At 32.9% G+C, this 22,388-nt stretch carries 16 protein-coding genes; 4 read left to right on the top strand and 12 right to left on the bottom strand.

Annotated elements, in window-relative coordinates:
- The first annotated feature begins 155 nt into the window (after nt 1-155).
- A complete protein-coding gene (locus FVE72_RS01230; RefSeq protein ID WP_036055989.1) occupies nt 156-701 on the top strand; it encodes a 5-formyltetrahydrofolate cyclo-ligase in 546 nt (181 codons plus the stop codon).
- Nucleotides 702-709: 8 nt separating this feature from the next.
- Here the strand turns inward: FVE72_RS01230 and FVE72_RS01225 are convergent, their stop codons facing one another.
- The 12 genes from FVE72_RS01225 to FVE72_RS01170 form a co-directional block, all read right to left on the bottom strand.
- Nucleotides 710-1,696: a S66 peptidase family protein gene (locus tag FVE72_RS01225; protein ID WP_081724158.1), complete on the bottom strand. Its 987-nt coding sequence runs from the start codon at nt 1,694-1,696 to the stop codon at nt 710-712.
- Entirely contained in the window at nt 1,693-2,271 is a 579-nt protein-coding gene (locus tag FVE72_RS01220) for an HAD family hydrolase (protein ID WP_036055987.1), read from the bottom strand. The genes FVE72_RS01225 and FVE72_RS01220 overlap by 4 nt, the downstream gene beginning before the upstream one ends.
- A gap of 121 nt (nt 2,272-2,392) precedes the next feature.
- The gene (locus FVE72_RS01215) at nt 2,393-4,105 is read right to left on the bottom strand and encodes a proline--tRNA ligase (RefSeq protein ID WP_026736936.1); all 1,713 of its coding nucleotides are present in this window, start codon (nt 4,103-4,105) and stop codon (nt 2,393-2,395) included.
- A 129-nt stretch (nt 4,106-4,234) separates the two neighbouring features.
- Nucleotides 4,235-5,122, bottom strand: a complete 888-nt coding sequence (locus FVE72_RS01210) for a DMT family transporter (RefSeq protein ID WP_026736935.1) — start codon at nt 5,120-5,122, stop codon at nt 4,235-4,237.
- A gap of 69 nt (nt 5,123-5,191) precedes the next feature.
- Entirely contained in the window at nt 5,192-7,267 is a 2,076-nt protein-coding gene (gene recG / locus FVE72_RS01205; protein WP_026736934.1) for an ATP-dependent DNA helicase RecG, read from the bottom strand.
- A gap of 277 nt (nt 7,268-7,544) precedes the next feature.
- On the bottom strand, nt 7,545-8,714 hold the full coding sequence (locus tag FVE72_RS01200; RefSeq protein WP_026736933.1) for an iron-containing alcohol dehydrogenase: 1,170 nt from the start codon (nt 8,712-8,714) through the stop codon (nt 7,545-7,547).
- Nucleotides 8,701-9,462 carry a DeoR/GlpR family DNA-binding transcription regulator gene (locus FVE72_RS01195; protein ID WP_006806498.1) on the bottom strand — a complete coding sequence of 254 codons (762 nt, stop codon included), beginning with the start codon at nt 9,460-9,462 and terminating at the stop codon, nt 8,701-8,703. Before FVE72_RS01195 ends, FVE72_RS01200 begins: the two co-directional genes overlap by 14 nt.
- A 14-nt stretch (nt 9,463-9,476) precedes the next feature.
- Complete coding sequence (locus FVE72_RS01190) at nt 9,477-10,067, bottom strand: class II aldolase/adducin family protein (protein WP_006806491.1); 591 nt, start codon at nt 10,065-10,067, stop codon at nt 9,477-9,479.
- Between the two features lie 103 nt (nt 10,068-10,170).
- Nucleotides 10,171-11,217, bottom strand: a complete 1,047-nt coding sequence (locus FVE72_RS01185) for an S-methyl-5-thioribose-1-phosphate isomerase (protein WP_026736932.1) — start codon at nt 11,215-11,217, stop codon at nt 10,171-10,173.
- 2 nt (nt 11,218-11,219) lie between these two features.
- Nucleotides 11,220-12,548: an APC family permease gene (locus FVE72_RS01180; RefSeq protein ID WP_036055985.1), complete on the bottom strand. Its 1,329-nt coding sequence runs from the start codon at nt 12,546-12,548 to the stop codon at nt 11,220-11,222.
- Between the two features lie 30 nt (nt 12,549-12,578).
- The gene (locus FVE72_RS01175; protein WP_026736931.1) at nt 12,579-13,319 is read right to left on the bottom strand and encodes a nucleoside phosphorylase; all 741 of its coding nucleotides are present in this window, start codon (nt 13,317-13,319) and stop codon (nt 12,579-12,581) included.
- A gap of 184 nt (nt 13,320-13,503) precedes the next feature.
- The gene (locus tag FVE72_RS01170; RefSeq protein WP_026736930.1) at nt 13,504-20,508 is read right to left on the bottom strand and encodes an autotransporter-associated N-terminal domain-containing protein; all 7,005 of its coding nucleotides are present in this window, start codon (nt 20,506-20,508) and stop codon (nt 13,504-13,506) included.
- A 303-nt stretch (nt 20,509-20,811) separates the two neighbouring features.
- On the opposite strand from FVE72_RS01170, the gene FVE72_RS01165 reads away from it, so the two are divergent.
- From FVE72_RS01165 to FVE72_RS01155, 3 genes are all read left to right on the top strand, one after another.
- Entirely contained in the window at nt 20,812-21,180 is a 369-nt protein-coding gene (locus FVE72_RS01165) for a hypothetical protein (RefSeq protein WP_146966327.1), read from the top strand.
- Between the two features lie 52 nt (nt 21,181-21,232).
- Nucleotides 21,233-21,580 (top strand): transposase, encoded by a 348-nt coding sequence (locus tag FVE72_RS01160; RefSeq protein ID WP_146966324.1) that lies wholly within the window; start codon nt 21,233-21,235, stop codon nt 21,578-21,580.
- A 250-nt stretch (nt 21,581-21,830) separates the two neighbouring features.
- On the top strand, nt 21,831-22,364 hold the full coding sequence (locus FVE72_RS01155) for an IS1634 family transposase (RefSeq protein WP_146966321.1): 534 nt from the start codon (nt 21,831-21,833) through the stop codon (nt 22,362-22,364).
- The last annotated feature ends 24 nt before the right edge of the window (nt 22,365-22,388 follow it).

Raw genomic sequence — 22,388 nt, 5'->3', positions numbered from 1 at the left:
TTAGAAATTTGAAAAGATACACCTTTTAGTAAACATTTATTACAAAAAGTTTCATTTTTATAATTATACCCTTATTTTGTAAACTACTACAGTAGCCAAATCAAACTTTATATGCTACTATAAATATTATAAAGTCCAAAAGGAGCTCCGACACCATGAAAAAAGATGAAATTCGTAAAAATATGATTAAAAAAAGAAACTTACTTTCAAAAGAAACTGTAGAAAAAAATAGCGATATCATTATCGAAAAACTTGATATTTATATCCGAAAATCAGAAAATATAATGATTTTTATGAATATGGGAAATGAAGTTGAAATTACAAAAATAATAAAACTGTATTCTGATAAAAATTTTTATATCCCGAAAACGCTGCCAAACAAGGAAATGAAAATAAGCAGATATAATGAAAATGAACTTGTTTTACATAAATTCGGATATTACGAATCAAAATCCGATATTTTTAGCGATGAAAACATCCTTGATTTAATTATTGTTCCTGCTCTTGCCTTTGATATTTCCAAAAATAGAATTGGATTTGGAGGAGGATATTACGACAAATTTTTACATAAAATCAGAAAAAATCATAACAATCCTTTAATTATAGGTATTTGCTATGATTTTCAGTTATTGGACAACATTCCTTCGGAAGACCACGATGTAAAAGTCGATTTTGTTATTACCGAAAAGAGAAGTCTGTAAATATTCGATTATTTTACAGATTGTTCTATGATTATTTCATTTTTATAAGTATCTATTTTTGCTTTAGCTCCTATAGGGATTGTAATAAAAGGTCTTACGTGTCCTGATTTCAGTCCGCTTATTACAGGCACTTTCATTTTCCCGAAATTATCTTCAAATACATCTTCCAAAGACATGTCTCCCGGCTCTGCTCTTTTAGCATTTTTAAAATCTCCCAAAAGAACCCCTTTTATATTTTTCAGCTTTCCCGCCAATTTCAGTTGCTTTAACATTCTGTCCACTCTGTAAGTAGGCTCGTTCACTTCTTCAATAAACAATATTTTCCCATCGGTATTTATTTCGTATTCAGTTCCAAGCGATGCAATGACAAGAGATAAATTCCCCCCTGTTATCTGTCCTTCGCCTTTACCGCCTTTCAACACAAAATACTCACTGTCAAATTCAGCTAAGTTCAAAGATTCTTTATTTATAAAAGTCTTATCAAAAGAACTTTCGGTAACAACAGGAATATCTTTAAAATTAGAGCTCATAGGTCCGTGATAAGTTACAAGTCCTGTTTTTTCATTAATTGCTATCAAAAGAGTAGTAATATCACTGTACCCGGAAAATATTTTCGGATTTTTCTTTATTAAATCATAATCCAGTTTATCTACAAGTCTTATAGTCCCGTATCCTCCCCTTATAGCAAATATCGCTTTTATCTGTTTATTTGCAAACATATCGTTTATATCTTTGGCTCTTACTTCATCAGTACCTCCGAAGCCGTACCATACCGAATCGAAAGATCTTCCGTAAACTACATTAAACCCTCTGTTCATAAGATATTCCACTTCCGCATCGGCAGAAGTTCCTTTGTAATTTGCAGGAGCGATAAGACCTATCGTATCTCCCGGTTTCAAGCCTTCAGGTATTATTATCTGCTGCTTTTCAGCTCCCGAAATCATATTTGCCGTTATTAACAGCAATACCAACAATAAATTTCTTATTCTCATCATTTTAAAAATTCCTCTAACTTTTCTTTTAATTTTGTATAATCAGGCAAATGAATACCTTTTATTCCCAGTTTTTCCGCAGCATCTATATTTACTTTCATATCATCTATAAACACTGTTTCTTCAGGCTTCAAAGAATATTTATTCAAAATTTCTTCATATATTTCTTTTTCAGGCTTTAATAAATGATAGTAACATGACACTACTTTCCCTTTAAAACACTTGAAAAAATCATATTTTTCATATATTTCTTCAAAAGCCCCTTTATGAAAGTTGGATAAAATATACAAATCATATTTTTCTTTCAGTTGCGACAATAACTCGGTATTTTCTTTTATAGGAGTCAACAACTCAAAAAAATTACTGTCAAAAAGTTCATTAATTTTCTCAGCCTTTTCGGGAACTCTTTCTTTAAATATTTCTTTTGCTTCCTCATAAGTCAGTGTTCCCCTATCCAGCATAAGCCACTCGGGGCTTGCAAAAACTTCTTTTAAAAGCTTTTCATTATTTGTATACTCTTTCGGATTAAAATTTATAAGGACATTTCCCAAATCAAATATTATATTTTTAATACTCATCCTTTTCTCCAATCTGTTAATTATATTTTATTTTTACATCGGTAATAATGACATACTGTTTCCTGAACTTTATAATATCGCAATCTTTCCACGTAGCTGCATATTTTTTCAGATATTCTTCTTATTCTTCTATGAATCTTCTTACAAAATCAGTTACTTCTTCGGCTTTTACTTCCCGACTTTCTCCCGTTCTTCTGTCTTTAATCTCGACTTTTCCCTCAGCTGCACCTTTTCCTACAACTATTTTTAACGGAATACCTATAAGATCGGCATCTTTAAACTTAAATCCGGCTCTTTCGTTTCTGTCATCAAGCACTGTTTCAATTCCATTATCGCATAATTCCTTATAAAGTTTTTCTCCCAACGAAAACTGTGTTTCATCTTTTATATTGGCGATTATTACATCAACTAAATAAGGTGCTATATTTTTCGGCCATATTATACCGAATTCGTCATGATTCTGTTCTATAGCGGCAGCCATTACTCTTGAAATTCCTATTCCGTAACATCCCATAGCTATTATCTGTTGTTTCCCGTTTTCATCAAGAACTGTGGCATTGAGTGCTTTGGAATATTTATCTCCCAGTTTAAATATATGTCCCACTTCTATTCCTCTTGCGACTTTTAGCGTCCCTTTTCCGTCAGGAGATCCATCTCCCGCTCTTGCTTCTCTTATATCTGCTACTAAATCATAAGCCAAGTCTTCAAGATTAACATTTATATAATGGTATCCTTTTTTATTTCCGCCTACTACAAAGTTTCTCATATATTTTACAGTTTCGTCCATAATGACTTTCAATTTATCATTTTTCTCAAAAGATCCTACATATCCTGTAGTAATCCCAAGTTTTTCGCAGTCCTCTTCGGTCATCATTTCAAGCTCCATCGAAGCTCCCATAGCATTTTTCAACTTAATCGGATTAATATCCAAGTCTCCTCTTATAAGCCCTAAAACGAAATTTTGTCTGTCAGGCAATACTTCTTTCATCAGCACAGCTTTTACCGTTTTTTCCTTAGGTATATTCAAAAACTCAGCCAGTCCTTCTATCGTCTTGGCATTGGGAGTTTCTATCAGTTCCTTTTCTTTTTTTTCTTCAGTACTTTCAACTAATTCTATTATACTCGATGCTTTTTCAATATTTGCAGCATATCCTGAAACGTCACTGTATAAAATATCGTCTTCTCCGCTATCTGCAAGCACCATAAATTCGTGAGAAGAATCTCCTCCTATAGACCCTGAATCGGCTTCTACCGCCCTGAAATTAAGCCCACATCTTTTAAATATTCTTTCATAGGCAGATTTCATATTAAGGTATTCTTCATCGAGAGATTTCTGATCAATATGAAAACTGTAAGCATCTTTCATCAGAAACTCTCTTCCTCTCATAAGTCCGAATCTCGGTCTCATTTCATCTCTGAATTTTGTCTGTATCTGATAAAGATTAAAAGACAAATCTTTATACGAACTCACCATATTTCTCACTATATCCGTTACAACTTCTTCATGAGTAGGCCCTAAAGCAAATTCTCTTTCATTTCTGTCTTTCAATCTCATCAATTCAGGTCCGTAAGCAAACCATCTCCCCGACTCTTCCCACAAAGAAGCCGGTTGCAATACAGGCATATGTATTTCCTGTGCATTTGCTCTGTTCATTTCTTCTCTTACAATATTTTCTATTTTTCTCAATACTTTATAGCCCAAAGGCAAATAGCTGTAAACTCCTCTTGTCAGTTGCTTTATCATCGAAGCTCTTAACATAAGCTGATGACTTATTATTTCGGCTTCTTTAGGAGCCTCCTTATATGTTTTTAAAAATGCTTTTGATAATCTCATTTTCTATGACTGCTTCATGAGGGCTCATTGCTACCCTCATACTCCCGCTACCCAAGTTCTCCGCTTCTCCGTCGACTCCGAAAATACGGGAATATTTTTAAACAGTACTCTCCTTTCTTTATTTTATTTTTATCCTTTTTCCACTTCATTTTTTCCGAATTTAATCTCCGATACAACTACCGAAGAAAGTATTAATACTGCTCCGAATATTACTTTCAAAGTAAGCACTTCACCTAAAAGAAAATAGGCAAATAACGGAGCAAACAGTGATTCTGTAGTCATTATTATTGATGCCCTTGTAGAAGTAGTCCATTTTTGAAAATATGTCTGGAGCAAAAACGGAATCGCTGTTGAAAATATCGTTAAGTAAAGTATAGCAATTAATGCCATTCCATGTAAAGGTTTTATTGCACTTACTCCGGAAAAAATCACCAAGTTTCCTAAAAACAGCACTCCTCCTGTAACCATCTGAATGAAAACAAGGTTCAGTGTATGGACTCTTTCACTGTAATATCCTGTTGATGCAACCTGAGCCGCAAAAAACACCGCACAGATTATAGTTAAAATATCTCCTTTATTTAAACTTGTTAAATGCATATCTTTGTCAAAACTTATGATTCCTATTCCCGCTACACATAAAACCGAAGCGATAAAAGCACTTCTGTTAGGTCTTTCTCTGTATATAAGCCAGAAAAAATAAGGCACTATTACTACATTTATCGCAGTAAAAAACGCATTATTACTGGCAGTTGTGGTCAGCATTCCGTATGTCTGAAAAGTATAACCGAAAAACTGAAACATTCCTATTATTATTCCGGCTTTCATGTCATACAGAGTTATCTTCTTCATTTTTTTTCGGAAAATCGCATAAAGTATGGCAAAGCCTCCCAAAAATCTTATTGAGAGAAGATAAAACGGGTCTATTCCTTCATTCAATCCGATTTTCACAAAAACAAATCCCAATCCCCACAATATTCCTACCAAAAGCAATCCCATATCTGCCTGTTGTCTTTTCATTTTTTTGCAAAACTCCTTTCCGAGATTTTTTTAAATACTGTATATACTTTTTTCTTCGCTCAATTTTCCCTATTCAATCATTTTTTTATGAAATTTCTCATAAATATCCCTTTTTAAATATTCATTATTTATTTTACCGTTATTTTTCTCCAGATAGTCGACTACATAATCTCTTATCGCCTTTATTTCTTTTACATTTTTGACAATATCCGTAAGTACCATATCCGACACACCGCTTTGTCTTGTACCTAATATCTCTCCCGAATTTCTTAACTTTAAATCTTCTTCGGCTATTTTAAATCCGTCTGTAGTCTTTTCCATAACCTGCAATCTTTTCATGGATAAATCATTATCGGTTTCCGACTCGAGAAAACAGTAAGACTGATATTTTCCTCTTCCTACTCTTCCTCGCAACTGATGAAGTGATGACAAACCGAATCTTTGAGCATCTCTTATTACCATTATTGACGCATTCGGAACATTTACTCCCACTTCTATAACCGTTGTGGATATTAATATATCAATTTCATGTTTTTTAAATTTTCTCATTACTTCCTGTTTTTCTTTATAATTCTGTCTCCCGTGAATCAGCCCCAACCGTCTGTTTGAAAAAATTTCACTGTATTCTTCAAAAGTCTGTTGTGCCGACTTTACATTAAGTGTTTCGCTTTCCTCAATTAACGGTGACACTACGTAAACCTGCCGTCTTTCTTTTATCTTTCTTTCGATAAAATTATACATTTTGTTTTTTTCGTCAAGATCTCTGATCCATTTAGTTTTTATAGGCATTCTGCCTGACGGCAACTCATCGATAACAGAAACATCAAGATCTCCGTATATGGTAAGTGCAAGGGATCTCGGGATAGGAGTAGCACTCATTACTATAAGATTGGCAATACTTCCTTTTTCCCTCAGAAGCTTTCTCTGTACTACTCCGAATCTGTGCTGTTCGTCTATAACTATAAGTCCGAGATTTTTAAAAACTACATCATTTTCTATAAGAGCATGTGTTCCTATGACAATATCCACAAGACCGTTTTCTATCTCCGAGAGCAGTTTTTCTCTTTTTTTACCTTTGACACTCCCCGTTAAAAGTTCCACTCTCACATCAAGATCGTTAAATATATCCACAATTCCTAGATAATGCTGTGTAGCAAGTATTTCCGTCGGTGCCATAATTACTCCCTGGTAGCTGTTTTCAGCCATATACAGCAACATAATAAGAGCAACTATCGTTTTCCCCGAACCTACATCTCCCTGTATGAGCCTGTTTACTATTTTTCCTGATTTAAGTTCTTTATATATTTCGCTTATCACTTTTTTTTGAGCCTTTGTCAGTTCATACTCAAGACTTTCTATAAATTTACTCACAAGTTTTTTGTTATCTTCCAGTTCGTATATATTGTTATTTTCCTTATCAGTTTCAAATCTGTTCTGTAAAATCCCCATTTCCAGAAGCAGAATTTCCTCGATCATAAATCTTTTTTTCGCTTTTTCCTTTTTCTCAAATTCTTCAGGAAAATGTATATTCAGTATTGCTTCTTTTCTTGAAATCAGGCTTCCTTTTTTCAGCAAATCTTCAGGAATATTTTCCTGTAACAGATATCCGTAATCAAGCAATGCTTCATTTACAATTTTTCTTATCGCTTCCTGTCTTAATGATGCCGTTGATGGATAAATAGGCAATATCTGTTCGTGTCTTGCTTCTCCTCTTATCATTCCGTCAGCCTGTATTTTTTTATATTCAGGGTTTACCATTTGAAACTTTGCCGCTCTTTTGACTTTTCCGTATACCTGCAATTCATCTCCCGTTTTTATGCTGTTTTTTATAAATCTGTTATTAAACCATACCAATTCTATAATTCCCGTTTCATCTCTAAGCATTGCACGAAACATAGTTCTTCCCGATTTTATATATTGATTTACGGCATTTACAACTGTTCCTTTTATAACGACAAACTCTTCAGGAAGTATTTCAGATATATTTTTACTATTGGCCTTGTCTTCATAAGCTCTCGGAAAAAAATAAAAAAGGTCATATAAAGTATATACCCCAAGTTTATTAAATTTATTCAAGGCTACTTTACCTATCCCTTTGATTTTCAATTCTTCCAAACTTTTAAACAATAAATTGTATGTTGCCATTTTTATTTTTCCTTTTATCAAATAAATTATAATATTTTATTATTTCTATCACATCAATCCGAATAATTTCCAAATGTACTTTGTTATTTAATCAGCACTCATATATTATCATATTCTGAACTTTTTTGGAAGATGATAAGAAAAAATTATAAAAAGTAGTGAGGACGCTCAAATGAAAAAGAAAATGCAACCAAAAGGAAAACAAGACAAAATTAATTATATAAAAAGAGTTATCTGCTAGTATTAAGATAACTCTTTAATACATTCTTTATTGACTTTATCTTGCAATATTAAGGATTTCTATTATTTCTTCTTTTCCTAAAGGTAAATAATGACCTATTTTATTACTTCCGTTTTTAGTTGCTCTATCTGCCATTTTCTCAAAATCAGTGTCATTTATATTCATTTCCGAAAGTTTTGTTCTCAAATGAAGTTTTTTATAAAAATCTTCCAATTTATCTGCTAAAATTTCAGCCATTTCCGTTAAAGAATAATCAAAACTATCTATTCCAAACACTCTATTTACAAGTTGAGCTAGTTTTTCAGGCTTCTTTTTAGCCATATATTTTGTGTATGCTACAAGAACAACTGCCATTCCTTCTCCATGAGTAATTCCATATTCACCGCTTAACTCATGCTCTATTCTGTGAGATGCCCAGTCTGCCATTCTCCCTGAATCCAATATATTATTATGTGCGAATATAGATATTAAAAACACCTCTGCTCTGGCATCAATATTATCAGGATTTTTTATTAATTTCAGTCCATTTATTATTAAAGCTTTTAGAAGTCCTTCTATCATATAGTCGGTTGTATCTGTATTCTTAACTGCTGAATAATATCTTTCTATTAAATGACTTGATATATCACATATTCCGACAGAAGTCTGATATAACGGCAAAGTTTTTGTATATTCAGGATCCAATATTGCAAATTCGGGAGTTATCAAATCTGTTTCTAAACCAAGTTTATACTTTCCGTTTGAAATTATCGAACAATTTGAAGCTTCCGATCCGCTTGCAGGCAATGTAGAAATCACTCCTATATTCAATGCTTTTTCAGGAATTTTATTATATAAATAAAATTCCCATACATCTTCATCAGATAAAGCTCCAACTGCAACAGCTTTCGCAGTATCCATAACGGAACCTCCTCCTGCAGCCAGTATAAAATCTACACTTTCTTTTTTACATATATCAACCAGTTTTCTTACTAACTCCACTTCAGGATTAGGGATAACTTCATTATTATAAATAAGTTTTATATTAAGTTTCTCACAATTTTCTTTTACTTTATTATATATTCCTAAATCTTTTAAATATTTCCCGTTTCCACTTATAAGCATCAAAACTTTAGAATTATATTTTTTTAATTCGTCTTCCAATTTATCTATGGAATTTTTACCAAAAATTAATTTAGTATTATTTTTATAACTAAAATTTAACATTTATATCCTCCCGTTTAAAAAATTCTTCCCATTTTTTATTTATCTTTTTATCTGTTATTATACAATTTATATTAGAAATCTTTGAAAATACAATAGATGCGTTTTCAGAAAATTTTGTATGATCCATAAGTAATATTTTTACTTTGGAATGCTTCAACATTGTTTCTCTGACTCTCAATTCTTCATAATTATTATCCCCTAAACCCAATTTTATATCTATTGAAGGATAACTTACAAAAGAAATATCTGCATTATATAATTTCAAAATATCTGTAGTATGATAACCTGTAAAAGACTTATTTCTAGTTCTAAATTTACCTCCTAAAAGTATTAATTTTGCATTTTCGGAAAAATCGCATAAATTTGCAATTTGTAGCGAATTTGTTATTATAGTAACATATATTTTAGAATTTAATATCTTTTTTGCAAATTCAATACATGTAGTACTGGAATCTAACATTAGAGTATTTCTATCTTTTACAAAATCCAAAGCTATATCCGATATATACATTTTTTCTTCTTTTAATAAAGTTTCTCTTATATTTGAAGAAAATCCCTTGTCATATCTATCCTCAATATAAGCTCCTCCATGTATTCTGATTAGTTTTGACTCTCTTTCCAACTCTACAAGATCTTTTCTGACTGTTTCTTCACTGCATTTTAATTCTTTTGATATTTTTGATATGGATAAACTTCCATTGACATTTAAATAATGAAGTATTTTATTTTGTCTTTCTATTTTTATCATACTGTTCTCCTAATTTAAAAATCCAATATTTTAGGTTTTCCTGCTGTTTTAGCGTAATAATATATTTTTGAAGCATCTTCTACATATTCAGCAGAGATAAAAGCTTCTTCCAAAGTAGTTCCACAACTTATTGTACCATGATTTGCCAATAAACACGAATTTCTGTTTTCAAGATACGGTAATATTACTTTACCCAATTCTCTGCTTCCTGCTGGCTTATATGGTGCCACATCCAGATCACCGCCAAGAAAAGGTTTCATCTCTACCAGAATTAAAGGTATTTTTTCTCCAATTACAGCAAATGCCGTTGCAAATGTCGAATGAGTATGAATTATTGCATTATATTTGTTATATTTTTCATATACAGATATATGCATTTGCCATTCTGAAGAAGGCTTTTGTCCCCTTATATAAGGTTCTCCTTTTGAATTTATTTCTACAATATCTTCTTCTTTAATTTCATTATAGGGTAAACTGCTCGGAGTAATAAAATAACTGTCCTTTTTTTCTAAATTTCTCATACTGATATTTCCGCTTGTTCCTGCAACCAGCCCTGTATTATAGAGTCTTTTTCCTGCTTCTACAAGTTTTTTTCTAATATTCATATTAAATTTCAGATGTCTCTGAGAAAAAATAATTATTATCTTTGTATTTTTATTCTTTACAGTTTTTCTGAAACATCTTTATCTCCTTTCAATATTGTGTATTCTAATAAAATCTTTTTATATCATTTTTAAAATACGAGCCTAAATCATATGAAGAATATACACCTTTATCTGTAACTATCCCACTTATTAAATAAGGAGGTGTTATATCAAAAGACGGATATATCGCATTTACATTTTTTAAAGTATGATTACCTAAAACTGAACTGGGATCTCTGTATTCTATATTTATATCATTTTCCCCATATTTGTCAATATCCGGAATCCCTGTCACAAAATAAGGTATTCCAAAATTTCTAGCAAGTAAAGCTATCTGATATGTGCCTATTTTGTTGGCAATATAACCTTCTCTTGTTATTGTATCAGCTGCCGATGTGAATAAATTTATTTTTATATTTTCCATTAAATAAGCTATCATATTGTCTGTAACTACAGTTGTTTTAAATCCTGCTTCAGCAAAACATGTTGCAGTCAGTCTTGCTCCCTGCAAATAAGGTCTTGTTTCAGCACAGTAAAACTCCACATTATTTTTATTTTGTTGTTTTAATATTCTTATAAGCATACCTATTATAGTTTCTCCAAAACATTGTGTTAAAATCTTATCTCCGTCTTTTATTTTATCTGCAAGATATCTTCCTACTTCTTCCATTATACTGTATCTTCTGTTTAACGAATCTATTGTTTCATTTTTTATGGATTCAAATGCATTATCTCCATTTTCCAGATTTTTTTTAGCTTTTTCAACACATGCTTCCGTAATTTTACTCATTCTGTTGGCAGTGGTAGGTCTTGCGTGACTCAATGTATAACTTGCTTTTTCCAAATACTCTATTTGCTTTTCTACTGACATATTCTTACATTCAAATGCGGCCAAGGCCATTCCCATACCTACTGCAGTATACGGTCCTGCACTTTGAGTAACCATATCTTTTACTGCCTTTGCTACTTCTTCATGTGTATTACATTTTACAAATACTGTTTTTTCAGGGTATATTCTTCTATCTAATATATTGACATATCCTTCTTCATTAAACCATGCAATATTTTCATATTTCAGCATAAAAGGAAGATTATAATCCTGTCTAATCATTTTCATTCCTCCTTTTGAAGACTTTGCTTATTTTTCACATAAGGTTCCCTGATCCATGTATAAGCAGCTACTATAATACAAAAAACTATAATAGGAGTTATAGCTCCCTGACTTTTCAAATAATCCCAACTCGATAAAACCCCTATAACGTATATACACATACTTATCGCAGGTATTGTATACATCGCCCATTTAGGTAATTTAAATTGAGCATTTTCATATTCTTTCGGACGTTTTTTAGCAAGAAACATTATAGCAACAACAGGGAATCCTGAAAATATCAATCCTATATTTGTTCCTATAACTGAAATAGTTTTGATTTCCTGTCCAATTAAAATAGGATACATTCCTACTAAATAATACATCAACAATAACCAATGTGCCGTTCCGAATCTTTTATTTTCTTCTGCCAGTTTTTCAGGCAACCAACCGTCTTTTATAGCTTGTTTGATTCCTTTTGTTGCCCATGCAAATACTGCATTTAATGATGATATTAATGCAAACATTCCTCCACCTATCATAAACACAAAATACATCCATGTAGGTAATATTTTTTTCGCAACAACTCCCAATGTTTTAAAAGCGACTTCGTCTATAGGAAGTACTCCTGCAGCGACTATGGCAATCAAAACATACAACACCGCTACACATACTGTTGAAAGTATCATAGCTATCGGTATATCTCTTCCCGGATTTTTAGCATCTCCCCCAAATTCGGATAAAAATTCCGAACCTATTAATGCAAATCTTACTAAAACAGAAGCTGCTAAAAAACTTCCCAAGCCATTAGGCAATATATTGGAAGCTTGAAAAAAAGAGCCTACATCTTTTACTTGAGGAAATCCGTAAATAACAAAAACTAATAAAGAACCTACGAGTATAACTACAACAAATCTTTGGAGCAACACTGAAGTTTTAAGTCCTATTAAATTTACAATAAATACAAAAGTCATTACTCCCATAGATATAAGTCCGACATTTACATTAGACCATAATTCTTTTGCATATTCTCCAACCCCTATTGCATACTGTGCCAGTATAAATTGTCCAAACACTAATAAAGTAACATAAAAAAATCCTGTCTTTTTTCCTATAAGATCTCTTACATAGACATACATTCCTCCTGAATTCGGTATTGCAGATCCCAACGCAGCCATTGCAATCAATGGAATAATTACTATTACTGCAGCAACTATAAACGAAAAGGCAACTCCTTTTCCTGTCATTCCCATAGCAATACATAATAGAACCATTATTCCGGAACCTATAAGTTGACCTATTCCAATAATCATTAACTCCCAAAAACTTAATTTTTTTTCACTGCCTGACATATTTCCTCCTTTATTAAACTAAATTTTATATTAAAATTTGACATTTATTAAAGCTTCCAATGCTATATCTGCACATTTTTCAACAGTCTTTTTCAATAATTCAGGATCAGGATTATTATCCTCCGCACAATCTAGAACTGCTAAAGCATTTCCATCAACTGATAATATCGATCCTGTTTTAATTCCATAAATTGAACCCGCAGTATATAAAGCGGCAACTTCCATTTCTAACCCAATTGCTCCGGATTCTGCAAGTTCTTCAGTATTAGTTTTAATAACTCCTCCGTAAAAAGCCCCCTGTGTCACTATTATCCCTGTATGAATATTTTTTATATTCTGTTTTATACCTGTTTCTCTTAAACAATTAATTACATCAATATCTGCTACCGCAGGAAATGAGACAGGAACATATATATTACTTAATCCATCCTCTTTAGCCGCTGCTGTAGCAATTATTATATCTCCTGCTTTCACATCTTTTTTTAATGAACCGCATGTCCCCAGTCTGATTATTACTTCTGCACCTCCTTTAATTAAACTTATGAAGGATAACATAGCTCCACTTGCTCCGACTCCGTGAGAAGATATATTAATCGGGACTCCTTTATACTTACCGTAATAAGTCCAATACTCCCTCGCTTTTGCAAGACATTTCATATCATCCAACCTTTGTGCTAACATTTCTGCCCTGAAAGGATCTCCACAAACTAAAACTCTCTCAGATATTTCACCTTTTCTCAATTTGATTCCAGGTAAAAGTTCTTCTGCCATTCCGCTTCCTCCTTTTTGATTTTTTGGTTTTCTTATTAACATTATACCTCATATACCAAAAAAGTCAATTTTTTACCAAAAATATCCAAAAATTAGAAATTTAATATATTTATTGTCCTAAAAAAGAAAGAGTATTCCAATCTTTGAAATTACCCTTTCCGTCAAAAATGAATATTAAAATCTGTTAATAAATCACCCTAAACCCTAATCCTCCTCTTACATTTTTACCTTTTGTGTCATAACCTCCGTTTAATGTTACTCCGAATCTTTGGTTTTCTATTCCGATATTCAAGTCCGCTTTAAAGTTTCCTTTTCTGTCGTCTTTTTCTCCTCTTATATTGAACCAGTCTGCATCGGTATAAGCCACTCTCCCTTTATTTTTAACATCTCTCACTTTTCCAAGCTCATTTTCATAGCCTAATCCAAGAGTTGTTACAAAAGTTGTTTTTACAGCCATCGGTTGTTTATACTTAAACTCTATTCCGACTTCAGGTTTTACAGAATAGTAATCATTTCCTTTTACTTCAAGTCTTACTTCTCCTGTTTTTTCTTTGATTGTATTAAATCTTCCATATTCAAGTTTTAAACTCCCGTAAGGTTTTATACTTGTTCTTTCATTTGTTCTGAATTCTTTGCTTATTTCATTTTTAATTGCTGCTCCATAACTGTTATAATCGGATTTTCCTTCAAAGATTTCATCTACTACCAAATATTTTCTGTGCATACTTGTTCTTGCTACGTAGCCTTCTCCCAAAACTGTCCATTTCAAGCTTCCGTTATTATCAAAAGCTGTTGATTTAAATATTCCCAACTTTAACATAGTAGTATTTTCTTTTGATCCGCCTATATCTTTAAATTTAAAGCTGTTGTTTACAGCTCCTGCATACCATCCTGAACTGTTTCCAAGCTTAATTGTTTCATCTTCATGTAAATATGCAAATCCGTAAGCATTACTTGTGTAATTTATTATTCCTGCAGTATCTGTTTTATACTCATCTCTCATTCCGAATACTTTTATTTTGTTCGATTGTTTTGATTTAGTATCCCATTCTTTTCTTAAATGAGTGAACTCTTTATCCAACAATACTCCTGTTCCGTGTATTCTTTGCTGCACATTTGCATACTGATGTCCCATCATTTCGTCTATAGCTTGGTAGAATAATCTCTGCTCATTTTTTCCTATACTGCTTATTTTATCAAACAATGTTTTTTCTCTCATTCCTAACCCCTCTACTCCGTATCTTTGTTCCAATCCGTCAAGGAAATTATACGTATCGGTTACTTCCACAGGCATCGGTTCTTTCCCTGCCCACTGAGTATAAGGTATTTTAGCCATATAAGCATTTTCCATTGTACCGTCAGTCTGATTTTGAGCTACAGTTGCCATCCATGTAAGCGATCCCGAATATATTTTCCAATCTTTTATTTGTGTATTTCTTTTTATCATATCGTTATACGGATCCAGTATTTTTTTATCCAGCTGAATATATTTACTTGTAGTATTTTTAGCAGCTTCAACTCCTATTATCAAATCGGCTTTTCTTAAACTGCTGAGATTGCTCAATCCGGCTATAGGTCTTGTAAATCTTTTATTTGAGGTATCTATATACATCCCTATTCTTGAGACATTCATATCCTGATATTCTTCCCGAGTAGTCGTTGCCAATGTCGGTACTACAGGTTTTCCGTTTACGTTTATCGTTCCTGTACTTGAACCTTTCGGTACATCTATGGAAACTCCTCCCATTCCTTTACCGAAACTGCTGTTATTAGTATCTTCCTGCTGATTGACCGAGCCTTCTCCCGTTATCGTCATGTTTTTATAGTTTTTAATTATACCTAAATTATTTCCTAAAACATCTCCTTTAGCCAATAATCCCACTGCCGATTTAGCATCCAGTATTATATCTCCGTGATTTTCTATTGTGGAACCGTTTCTGACAACAACTCCCGCTACTTTTTCCAGTCCCGTTCCGACTGTTTTTATAGTTCCGTAGTTATATCCGTATGCTCCATTATCCAGATACATTCCCGTAGTATTACTTGCTCCGAGATTTATTGTCGCAACGGAACCGATTGCAGTACCGTTATAAACTTTTGTTCCAGCTCCTGTTCCATACATTCCGATACTGTATTGTCCTGTTACATTTATCGTACCGTTATTTACTATATTTCCTGTATAATCGGTTTTTCCTGCCAGTCTTTCCAAATCAGTCGGTGTAAATCCTGCTGCCATTCCCACTCCGTAACGGTTTTTCTCTACATCATCAGGATCTATAAATGATTTTCCTATTGTAATTGTTCTTCCTGCCGAGTTTGTTGCCGTTCCGCCATGTGTACTGTATATTCCTACATTTCCCAATCCTGCTCCGAAATTTATATCGGCATTGTTTGTTACCGTACCTGCCGAATACATTCCGTAATTATAGGATCCTGTTGAAGTCAATGCGGTATTATTTGTTACCGTACCTGTTCTGTCAGTCGAATAAATATAAACTGTGTCAGTTCCCAACGATTGACTTGAAATATTACTGTTTATTGTATTCCCTGTCCCTTCATTAATAAATCCGAACGAATTATCTCCTATATTCAAAGTACTTCCGTTATGAGCCGTTACTGTTTGTCCGTTTCCTTTTGTATAAACTGCCACAGCCTTATTTGTTCCTGTATTTATTGCACCCAAAAGCAAATCAACATTTCCTCCCGTACTGTAAATACCCGTTCCTCCGTTCCCTACGTTTACAGTACTTGTATTTACTACAGTGTATCCGAATATCCCTACAGAGTTTTCTCCTGCAGTTATTATTCCGTTGTTTGTTATTTTGTCACTTCCTTGAGTATAAATACCTACACTCGCTTTTTTAGTTGCATTGTCTACAGGATTGTTCAATGTTATATTACCGTTATTTACTATTTCAGTTTCGCTTGTAATAATTCCGTATCCTTTATCTCCCGCAATATTTCCTGTATTTGTTAAAATGCCTCCGTTATTCGCAAACAGACCTACCAGTCCTCCTGTTGTTCCTGTATTATCTACAAGATTTACATTGGTTTTGTTAAGCATATTTGCAGTTGACGAACCTTCGTAGAATATTCCTACTCCTGTTCCTGTATTCGAACCGTTATATTTCAGTTCTAAAGTTCCCGCACTTACAGAACTGCCGTCTTTTACAAAAATTCCTGTTCCCTGATCTTTTACTTCCATTCCGTAATTTGACAATAAATTGATATTGGATTTTTCAGCATACACTCCTATTCCATTCACTCCGGTTACTATATCCGAGCTTCCCGTTCCGCTTAAATCAATTTTGTTTCCGAATCCTTTGGATACGATTCCGACAGCGTTATCACCCGTCATAGTAATTTTACCGCTATTTGTTATAAGTCCGTTACTTGCCGCTATATTTGTACTTGCATGAGCTCCTGCAGCTTTATTTGTTTCTCCGTACATTCCTACAGAATTATTTCCGTTTACGGTAATAGTTCCTTTATTTAACAATTCCAAAGTTTTGTCTGTCGAAGCCAACGTACCGTCTTTTATTTTTTTATCAGTTCCGTAAATCTGTAAAGTCGAGGCTGATGAAAATCCTGCCATACCTACTCCTTCAGTTCCGACAGTTATTGTTCCGTTAGTATTGTTTACAAGTCTGCTTCCGTTTATTCCGTAAACTCCTATTCCTTTATCAACATTTATTATATTTCTATTATCAACAGTTCCGTAGCTGATATTTAAAGCTGATGTATTTGCTGTTCCGCTTGTTATATTTATTGTTCCGTCATTGTTATACGCATTACTTGCATTGGAAGTTGCCGTATCATTTGACCCCATTGCGAGTCCTTTTCCTGCTGCAGAACTTACAGTAACTCCACTTCCTATGTTAAACACTTCATTAGACAAACCTAAACTTTTATTAAATTCGTCAGTAGCATCATCAAGATTCAAATTAGTTGCCAGATTAAAAGTTCCGTTTATATAAAATATTTTAAACTTTTTATTGTTTGTATCTAATTCTCCAAGTTTCATTGCATTTTTTACGGCTGTTGATCCTGCTGTTGAACCGTTCCAAGTCACCGTTTTACCGTTACTTGTTTTTAAAACTACTCCGTCTGCCTGTAATACTACTTTAACATTTTTCATTCCTTTGTATTTTCCGACACCTGTTGCTGCAGCAGAATAATCAGTATCTTCTCCTGTCATTAAAATACCGCTTGACATATTTATAGTAGTCGGTTTACTTGTCGGAGTTGCTCCGTCTTTAAAAGTAACAGATGAATTCGGATCTTCATCTGCGTACACAGGTGTGGAACTCGAACGATCAGCTCCCACATTTATTGTTCCTCCTGCAAAATTGACTTTTCCTCCTTTTACTGCAGCAAGTCCGCCTTCTTTACCTATATTAATTATATTTCCTGTCTTATTTAAGTTTACTGTTGAACCGTTTCCTGAAGCAAGTGCACCCATACCGTTTACATTTACGTTACCGTTTATATTAACTGTTCCACCTACTGTTGCTCCCGATAATGCAGTTGTATTTAATGTTGCCAACCCTGCTATATTTTTATATTTATCATCAGCATTAGTGACCTTTGCATCCAATGCGGTAATATCTCCGTCAATATTTACCGTTCCTTTGTTTCTTGCAAATCCTATAATTGCACTGTGACTTACGGCTACTGTTGTCTTTTTGGCATTGACAATCCCCTGATTATCACCCATATATGCAATTCCTTCTTTAGAAGCTAAGACTACATCAGGGTAGACATTTATTTCAGAAGCCAGTCCCTGGAGTTTAGCTGCTGTTGAAGCAGCAATGTCTGTCAACGGTTTTCTGGCTGTTCCATTATTTACAGCTACTGCATCATTATCATTTTGAGTTTTTTCTGCAGCTTTAGAGCCTAATTGATGTTTTGCCTGATCCCAAGTTCCTTCAGCATAGGCTATAACTGTTCCGGTTGAAGCATCAGTTTCATTTGTATTGGCACCGTTAACTCCATCAGTAATTGTAGAACTTATACCTGTTACATAATCATTTGAAGAAGCAGGGTTTCCGACATCTATGACACTTCCTAATTTTGAAATTAGCATAAATCCGTTTTTAGAATTTTTACCGAAAGTTATATCCAACTTTCTTACTTGCAGTGCATGAATTTTATCATTTGCAATTGTTGGTGCTTGTGCATAATCTCCTCCAAGTCCTGAAGGTACTCCTAAATCTTTTATAGGATCTATTCCTTCTCTTTGCCCTGACTGAGCAAATACTCCAACTCCGCCTTCAACCCATTTATCACTATTTCCTGTTAAGTTCCCCACTGAAGCTTGTGCCGTATCACTTGCATTAGCTCCTAATTGAGTCCCTATTTTAGCCGCAAAATCTATTTCTCCCTGATATATTCCTATATATGAGGCTTTTCTTATATAACCTGCACCATCTTCAGAGATTCTATGCCCGGGTTCCCAAGATTTAGGATTATTTCCTCCCATTTTGCTACCAAAAAACATTCCGACATTTTCATCTCCGTAAAGATTAACTTTCGATAGTTGTATTTTTGATTGCATTTTATCAGGATGAGGTCCCATAGTTTGGTAAGCTGATTTTGACCAGTCCGGAACATAGCTCATTCCTGAATAAACTATATTTGAAGCTCCATAAGAATTGATTACTCCATCATTTTCTATATGTCTTGCCCCTGATATTCCTGAAGACAGATAGACATTATTTCCGGTACCGAATATATCTATATTAGTCTTTCCTGTAATTTTTCCAAGATAAAAAGCCCATCTATTAGAATTGCTATATCCATAAGTTATTGTCCCGTAAGCTGAAGGCATTATGTAGAATACCGAGTTTTCCGAACCGTATACATTTACTTTATTATTATTTCCTACTATATTAACAACACCGTTACGCCAAGTTTCAGAAGTTACAAATCCGGCTCTTCCGTATAGATTTGCAGTGGCGTTTTCTATATTAACATTTAATAAAGTGTGTATTCCCATTGTTCCACGGGTAGGACCTCCTGTATCTGCTCCTCCTTCTGCTCCACGGCCGACATCTGTATAACTGTCAGTTGGGCCTGTTCCTGTTCCTCCGCTATCAGTTCCGTCAAAATTTCCTCTAACATGCAGTGTTAAATCTTTCAATGTAAGAGGAGTTCCATTTGTGTATCCGCTTCTATATAAAATATTTGTTGTACGGCCAACTTTATTCCCTTGGGATGTATTCGTATTAGAAACATCCACAATAGTTCTGTCTGATTTTATATAACCTGTTTTTGCAGCAGGTGTCATTTGATCTGCAGATTTATTTGCATTTATATCACTCGGTTCCACTCCGGAATATAGTGTAACACCTTGTGTTGCAACATATGTTACATCAGCTCCGGTAGGTATTAAACCTTGGCTATTATCTTTAGTAATAGCATTTGCACTTCCATCAAAAAAGAAACCAGTAAACGGACTTGCATTTGGTTTAACAATACTTACTGTCTTTTCCGGTACATTAGGAGTAGGAACGCTGACAGGGGGCGGTGTTAAACTGGGTACATTCAACGGTGGCAGATTTGGAGCCTGCACACTGACTGTCGGTGCATTTACCGCGTCTCTGAATACATCTTTGGGTTTTATTGAAGCATCCACGTTTAAAATTGCCAGAGGTTCCTGTTTCGGAGTTGTACTGGCTATTCCGTATCCCTGATTTAATCCGTTTCTTATATTCGACATTCCGTTTAACTCTTCATAACTCGGACTTAAAGGAGATGTGTATCTTTCAAAAGCATTGGTACTTCTTTCAAATATTCCTTCATAAGGATATTTTTGGGCTTTATCACCTCTCCCTTTATATGCCCCTCTCCAATTGCTGTAGAAGTAGTTCATCCCTATTTGCCAGCTGCTCCACGGAGATTTTACCACATGGTCTCCCTGTTCCATTAATTGAATCAATTCCAAATTGGCATTTTTCAACAATCTGTTATTTTCCCTTTTCGTCTGTTTAAATGACACATGTAAATCATTTATTGACGTATTCAAATCTTTTCTTGCATTTACGATATTGCTGTCAACATTTACAGAAAAAGTAAGCATTCCTGCAAAAAGAAAACTCAAAAGAAGTCCGCCTGTGTATTTTATATTTTTACATCTTTTGGCAAAATTTCTCAATTCCTTCTCCAATCTTGTCAGCTCATTACTCAAAATAATCACTCCTTTGTTTTTTATTAGTATTAAACTTAATATCTGTTCATATTTTTCATCAAATATAAAACTTTATTTTTATCTACAAATAAATTTGCTATATTTACTGAATTTTTATTAATTTTAATTTCTTTATTGGAATAAAAATAATCATTTTAATTATACTTCTTTTATATTTTACCTAAATTTCCGAAGAAATAAACATATGAAGTAGAAAAAAGATTAATTTTATTGCTTTTTTCTACATTTTTTTCTTGACTTTTTCTTTATTTCTATGTATAATTATACATAGGTGATAATCTTATGGCTTCTTTAGTTTTTCTATATAATAAAAAATACAATAAAACTTATGTTTATGAATCTATTAACTATTGGGATAAATCTGAAAAAAAATCTAAATCTAAAAGAAAATTAATCGGTATTAAGGACCCTCTTACTGGACAAATTGTACCTACTTCCACTCCAAAAAAGAAATTGGAAGAAAATAAAGCTCAAAATGATAAGCGTAAATTTTATGGTGCTAATCTGCTTTTAAATCTTATTGCTAAAAAATTGGGACTGACTTCTAATCTTAAAGAATGTTTTCCTGATTTGTACAAAGAAATTTTATCTGTTGCACAATATCTGATATTAGAAAAGATAGTCCTATATCAAGATATGAAAATGGAGTAAAATTCATAAAACATTTAACAGAAGTGAACTAACTTCTCAAAGAATAAGTGAAATGTTTTCAGAAATAAATGAAAGCGGAAAAAACAATTTCTTTAAATTACAGGCTGAACAGTTGAAAGAAGATGAGTATTGGGCTTATGATACAACAAGCATATCATCTTATTCAAAAGCTATTAATCAAATGAGATACGGATATAATAAGGAAAATGATACATTAGCACAAATCAATCTTGCAATTTTGTATGGAGAAAAGTCAAGATTGCCTTTTTACTATAGAGTTTTACCAGGAAACATTGTTGATGTGTCAACAGTTAGAAGATTAATAAAAGATGTTCAGTATATAGGAGTTAAGAAACCTAAATTAGTGATGGATAGAGGATTCTACAGTAAAACAATATAGATGAACTCATGAATAATAAATTTAAATTTATTGTAGGAACAAAGTCATCATCAAAAATAATAAAAGAAAGAATAGAAAAGTAAAAGATATTAAGAAATTTACTAATTATATAGCTGAATATAATATATATGGTAAAAAAAGAAATACTTATGTGGGACGATACAGACAAGGAAAATAAGAAGTATCTTTACTTGTATGTGTTTTTTGATGATGAAAAGCTTTAAAAGAAGATAAAGATTTTACAGAATACCTGATTAAATTAAAAACAGATATAGAAAATAATGTAGAAAATGAAAAAAGAGTCGAAGACTATAGGAAATATTTCGATATTAAAGTTGAAAAAGAAAATATAATTGCTGTAGCAAAAGATGATATTATAGAAAAACATATGAAAAAATATGGTTATTTCAGTTTGATAAGTAATGAAAATCTTGAAGCAAGAGAAATATTAAGTATATATAGACAAAAAGATGTAGCAGAGAAAGCATTTCATAATATAAAAGACCGACTTGATGCAAGAAGATTAAGAGTATCATCAAAACCTACAATGGATGGAAAAATATTTGTAACATTCGTGTCATTAGTAATGCTATCGTATATAAAAAATAAGATGAGTGAAAAAGAATTATATAAGAAATACACAACACAGGAACTTCTTGATGAATTGGACTTGATAGAAAGTTATGAAAGAGGTAATGAAAAACTTAAATTGGGAGAAGTAACAAAGAAACAGAAAGAAATATTTAAATATATGGATATTAAATTTCCTGAAGAATTATTATAGAAAAAGACTAATTCTATGTCCTTT

Source organism: Pseudoleptotrichia goodfellowii (assembly GCF_007990505.1).
Lineage (GTDB): Bacteria > Fusobacteriota > Fusobacteriia > Fusobacteriales > Leptotrichiaceae > Pseudoleptotrichia > Pseudoleptotrichia goodfellowii.
Note: the sequence above shows the minus strand (reverse complement) of the source record. Positions and strands in the feature narration are given on the sequence as shown.

What these genes read in the sequence shown, in the direction of transcription:
- FVE72_RS01225 (WP_081724158.1), bottom strand. Translation starts at nt 1,696, where the DNA reads ATGATGAGAATAAGAAATTTATTGTTGGTATTGCTGTTAATAACGGCA.
- FVE72_RS01195 (WP_006806498.1), bottom strand. Translation starts at nt 9,462, where the DNA reads ATGATAAAAATAGAAAGACAAAATAAAATACTTCATTATTTAAATGTC.
- FVE72_RS01165 (WP_146966327.1), top strand. Translation starts at nt 20,812, where the DNA reads ATGGCTTCTTTAGTTTTTCTATATAATAAAAAATACAATAAAACTTAT.
- FVE72_RS01220 (WP_036055987.1), bottom strand. Translation starts at nt 2,271, where the DNA reads ATGAGTATTAAAAATATAATATTTGATTTGGGAAATGTCCTTATAAAT.
- FVE72_RS01180 (WP_036055985.1), bottom strand. Translation starts at nt 12,548, where the DNA reads ATGTCAGGCAGTGAAAAAAAATTAAGTTTTTGGGAGTTAATGATTATT.
- recG (WP_026736934.1), bottom strand. Translation starts at nt 7,267, where the DNA reads ATGGCAACATACAATTTATTGTTTAAAAGTTTGGAAGAATTGAAAATC.
- FVE72_RS01160 (WP_146966324.1), top strand. Translation starts at nt 21,233, where the DNA reads ATGTTTTCAGAAATAAATGAAAGCGGAAAAAACAATTTCTTTAAATTA.
- FVE72_RS01200 (WP_026736933.1), bottom strand. Translation starts at nt 8,714, where the DNA reads ATGTTAAATTTTAGTTATAAAAATAATACTAAATTAATTTTTGGTAAA.
- FVE72_RS01210 (WP_026736935.1), bottom strand. Translation starts at nt 5,122, where the DNA reads ATGAAAAGACAACAGGCAGATATGGGATTGCTTTTGGTAGGAATATTG.
- FVE72_RS01230 (WP_036055989.1), top strand. Translation starts at nt 156, where the DNA reads ATGAAAAAAGATGAAATTCGTAAAAATATGATTAAAAAAAGAAACTTA.
- FVE72_RS01215 (WP_026736936.1), bottom strand. Translation starts at nt 4,105, where the DNA reads ATGAGATTATCAAAAGCATTTTTAAAAACATATAAGGAGGCTCCTAAA.
- FVE72_RS01185 (WP_026736932.1), bottom strand. Translation starts at nt 11,217, where the DNA reads ATGATTAGACAGGATTATAATCTTCCTTTTATGCTGAAATATGAAAAT.
- FVE72_RS01190 (WP_006806491.1), bottom strand. Translation starts at nt 10,067, where the DNA reads ATGAATATTAGAAAAAAACTTGTAGAAGCAGGAAAAAGACTCTATAAT.
- FVE72_RS01175 (WP_026736931.1), bottom strand. Translation starts at nt 13,319, where the DNA reads ATGGCAGAAGAACTTTTACCTGGAATCAAATTGAGAAAAGGTGAAATA.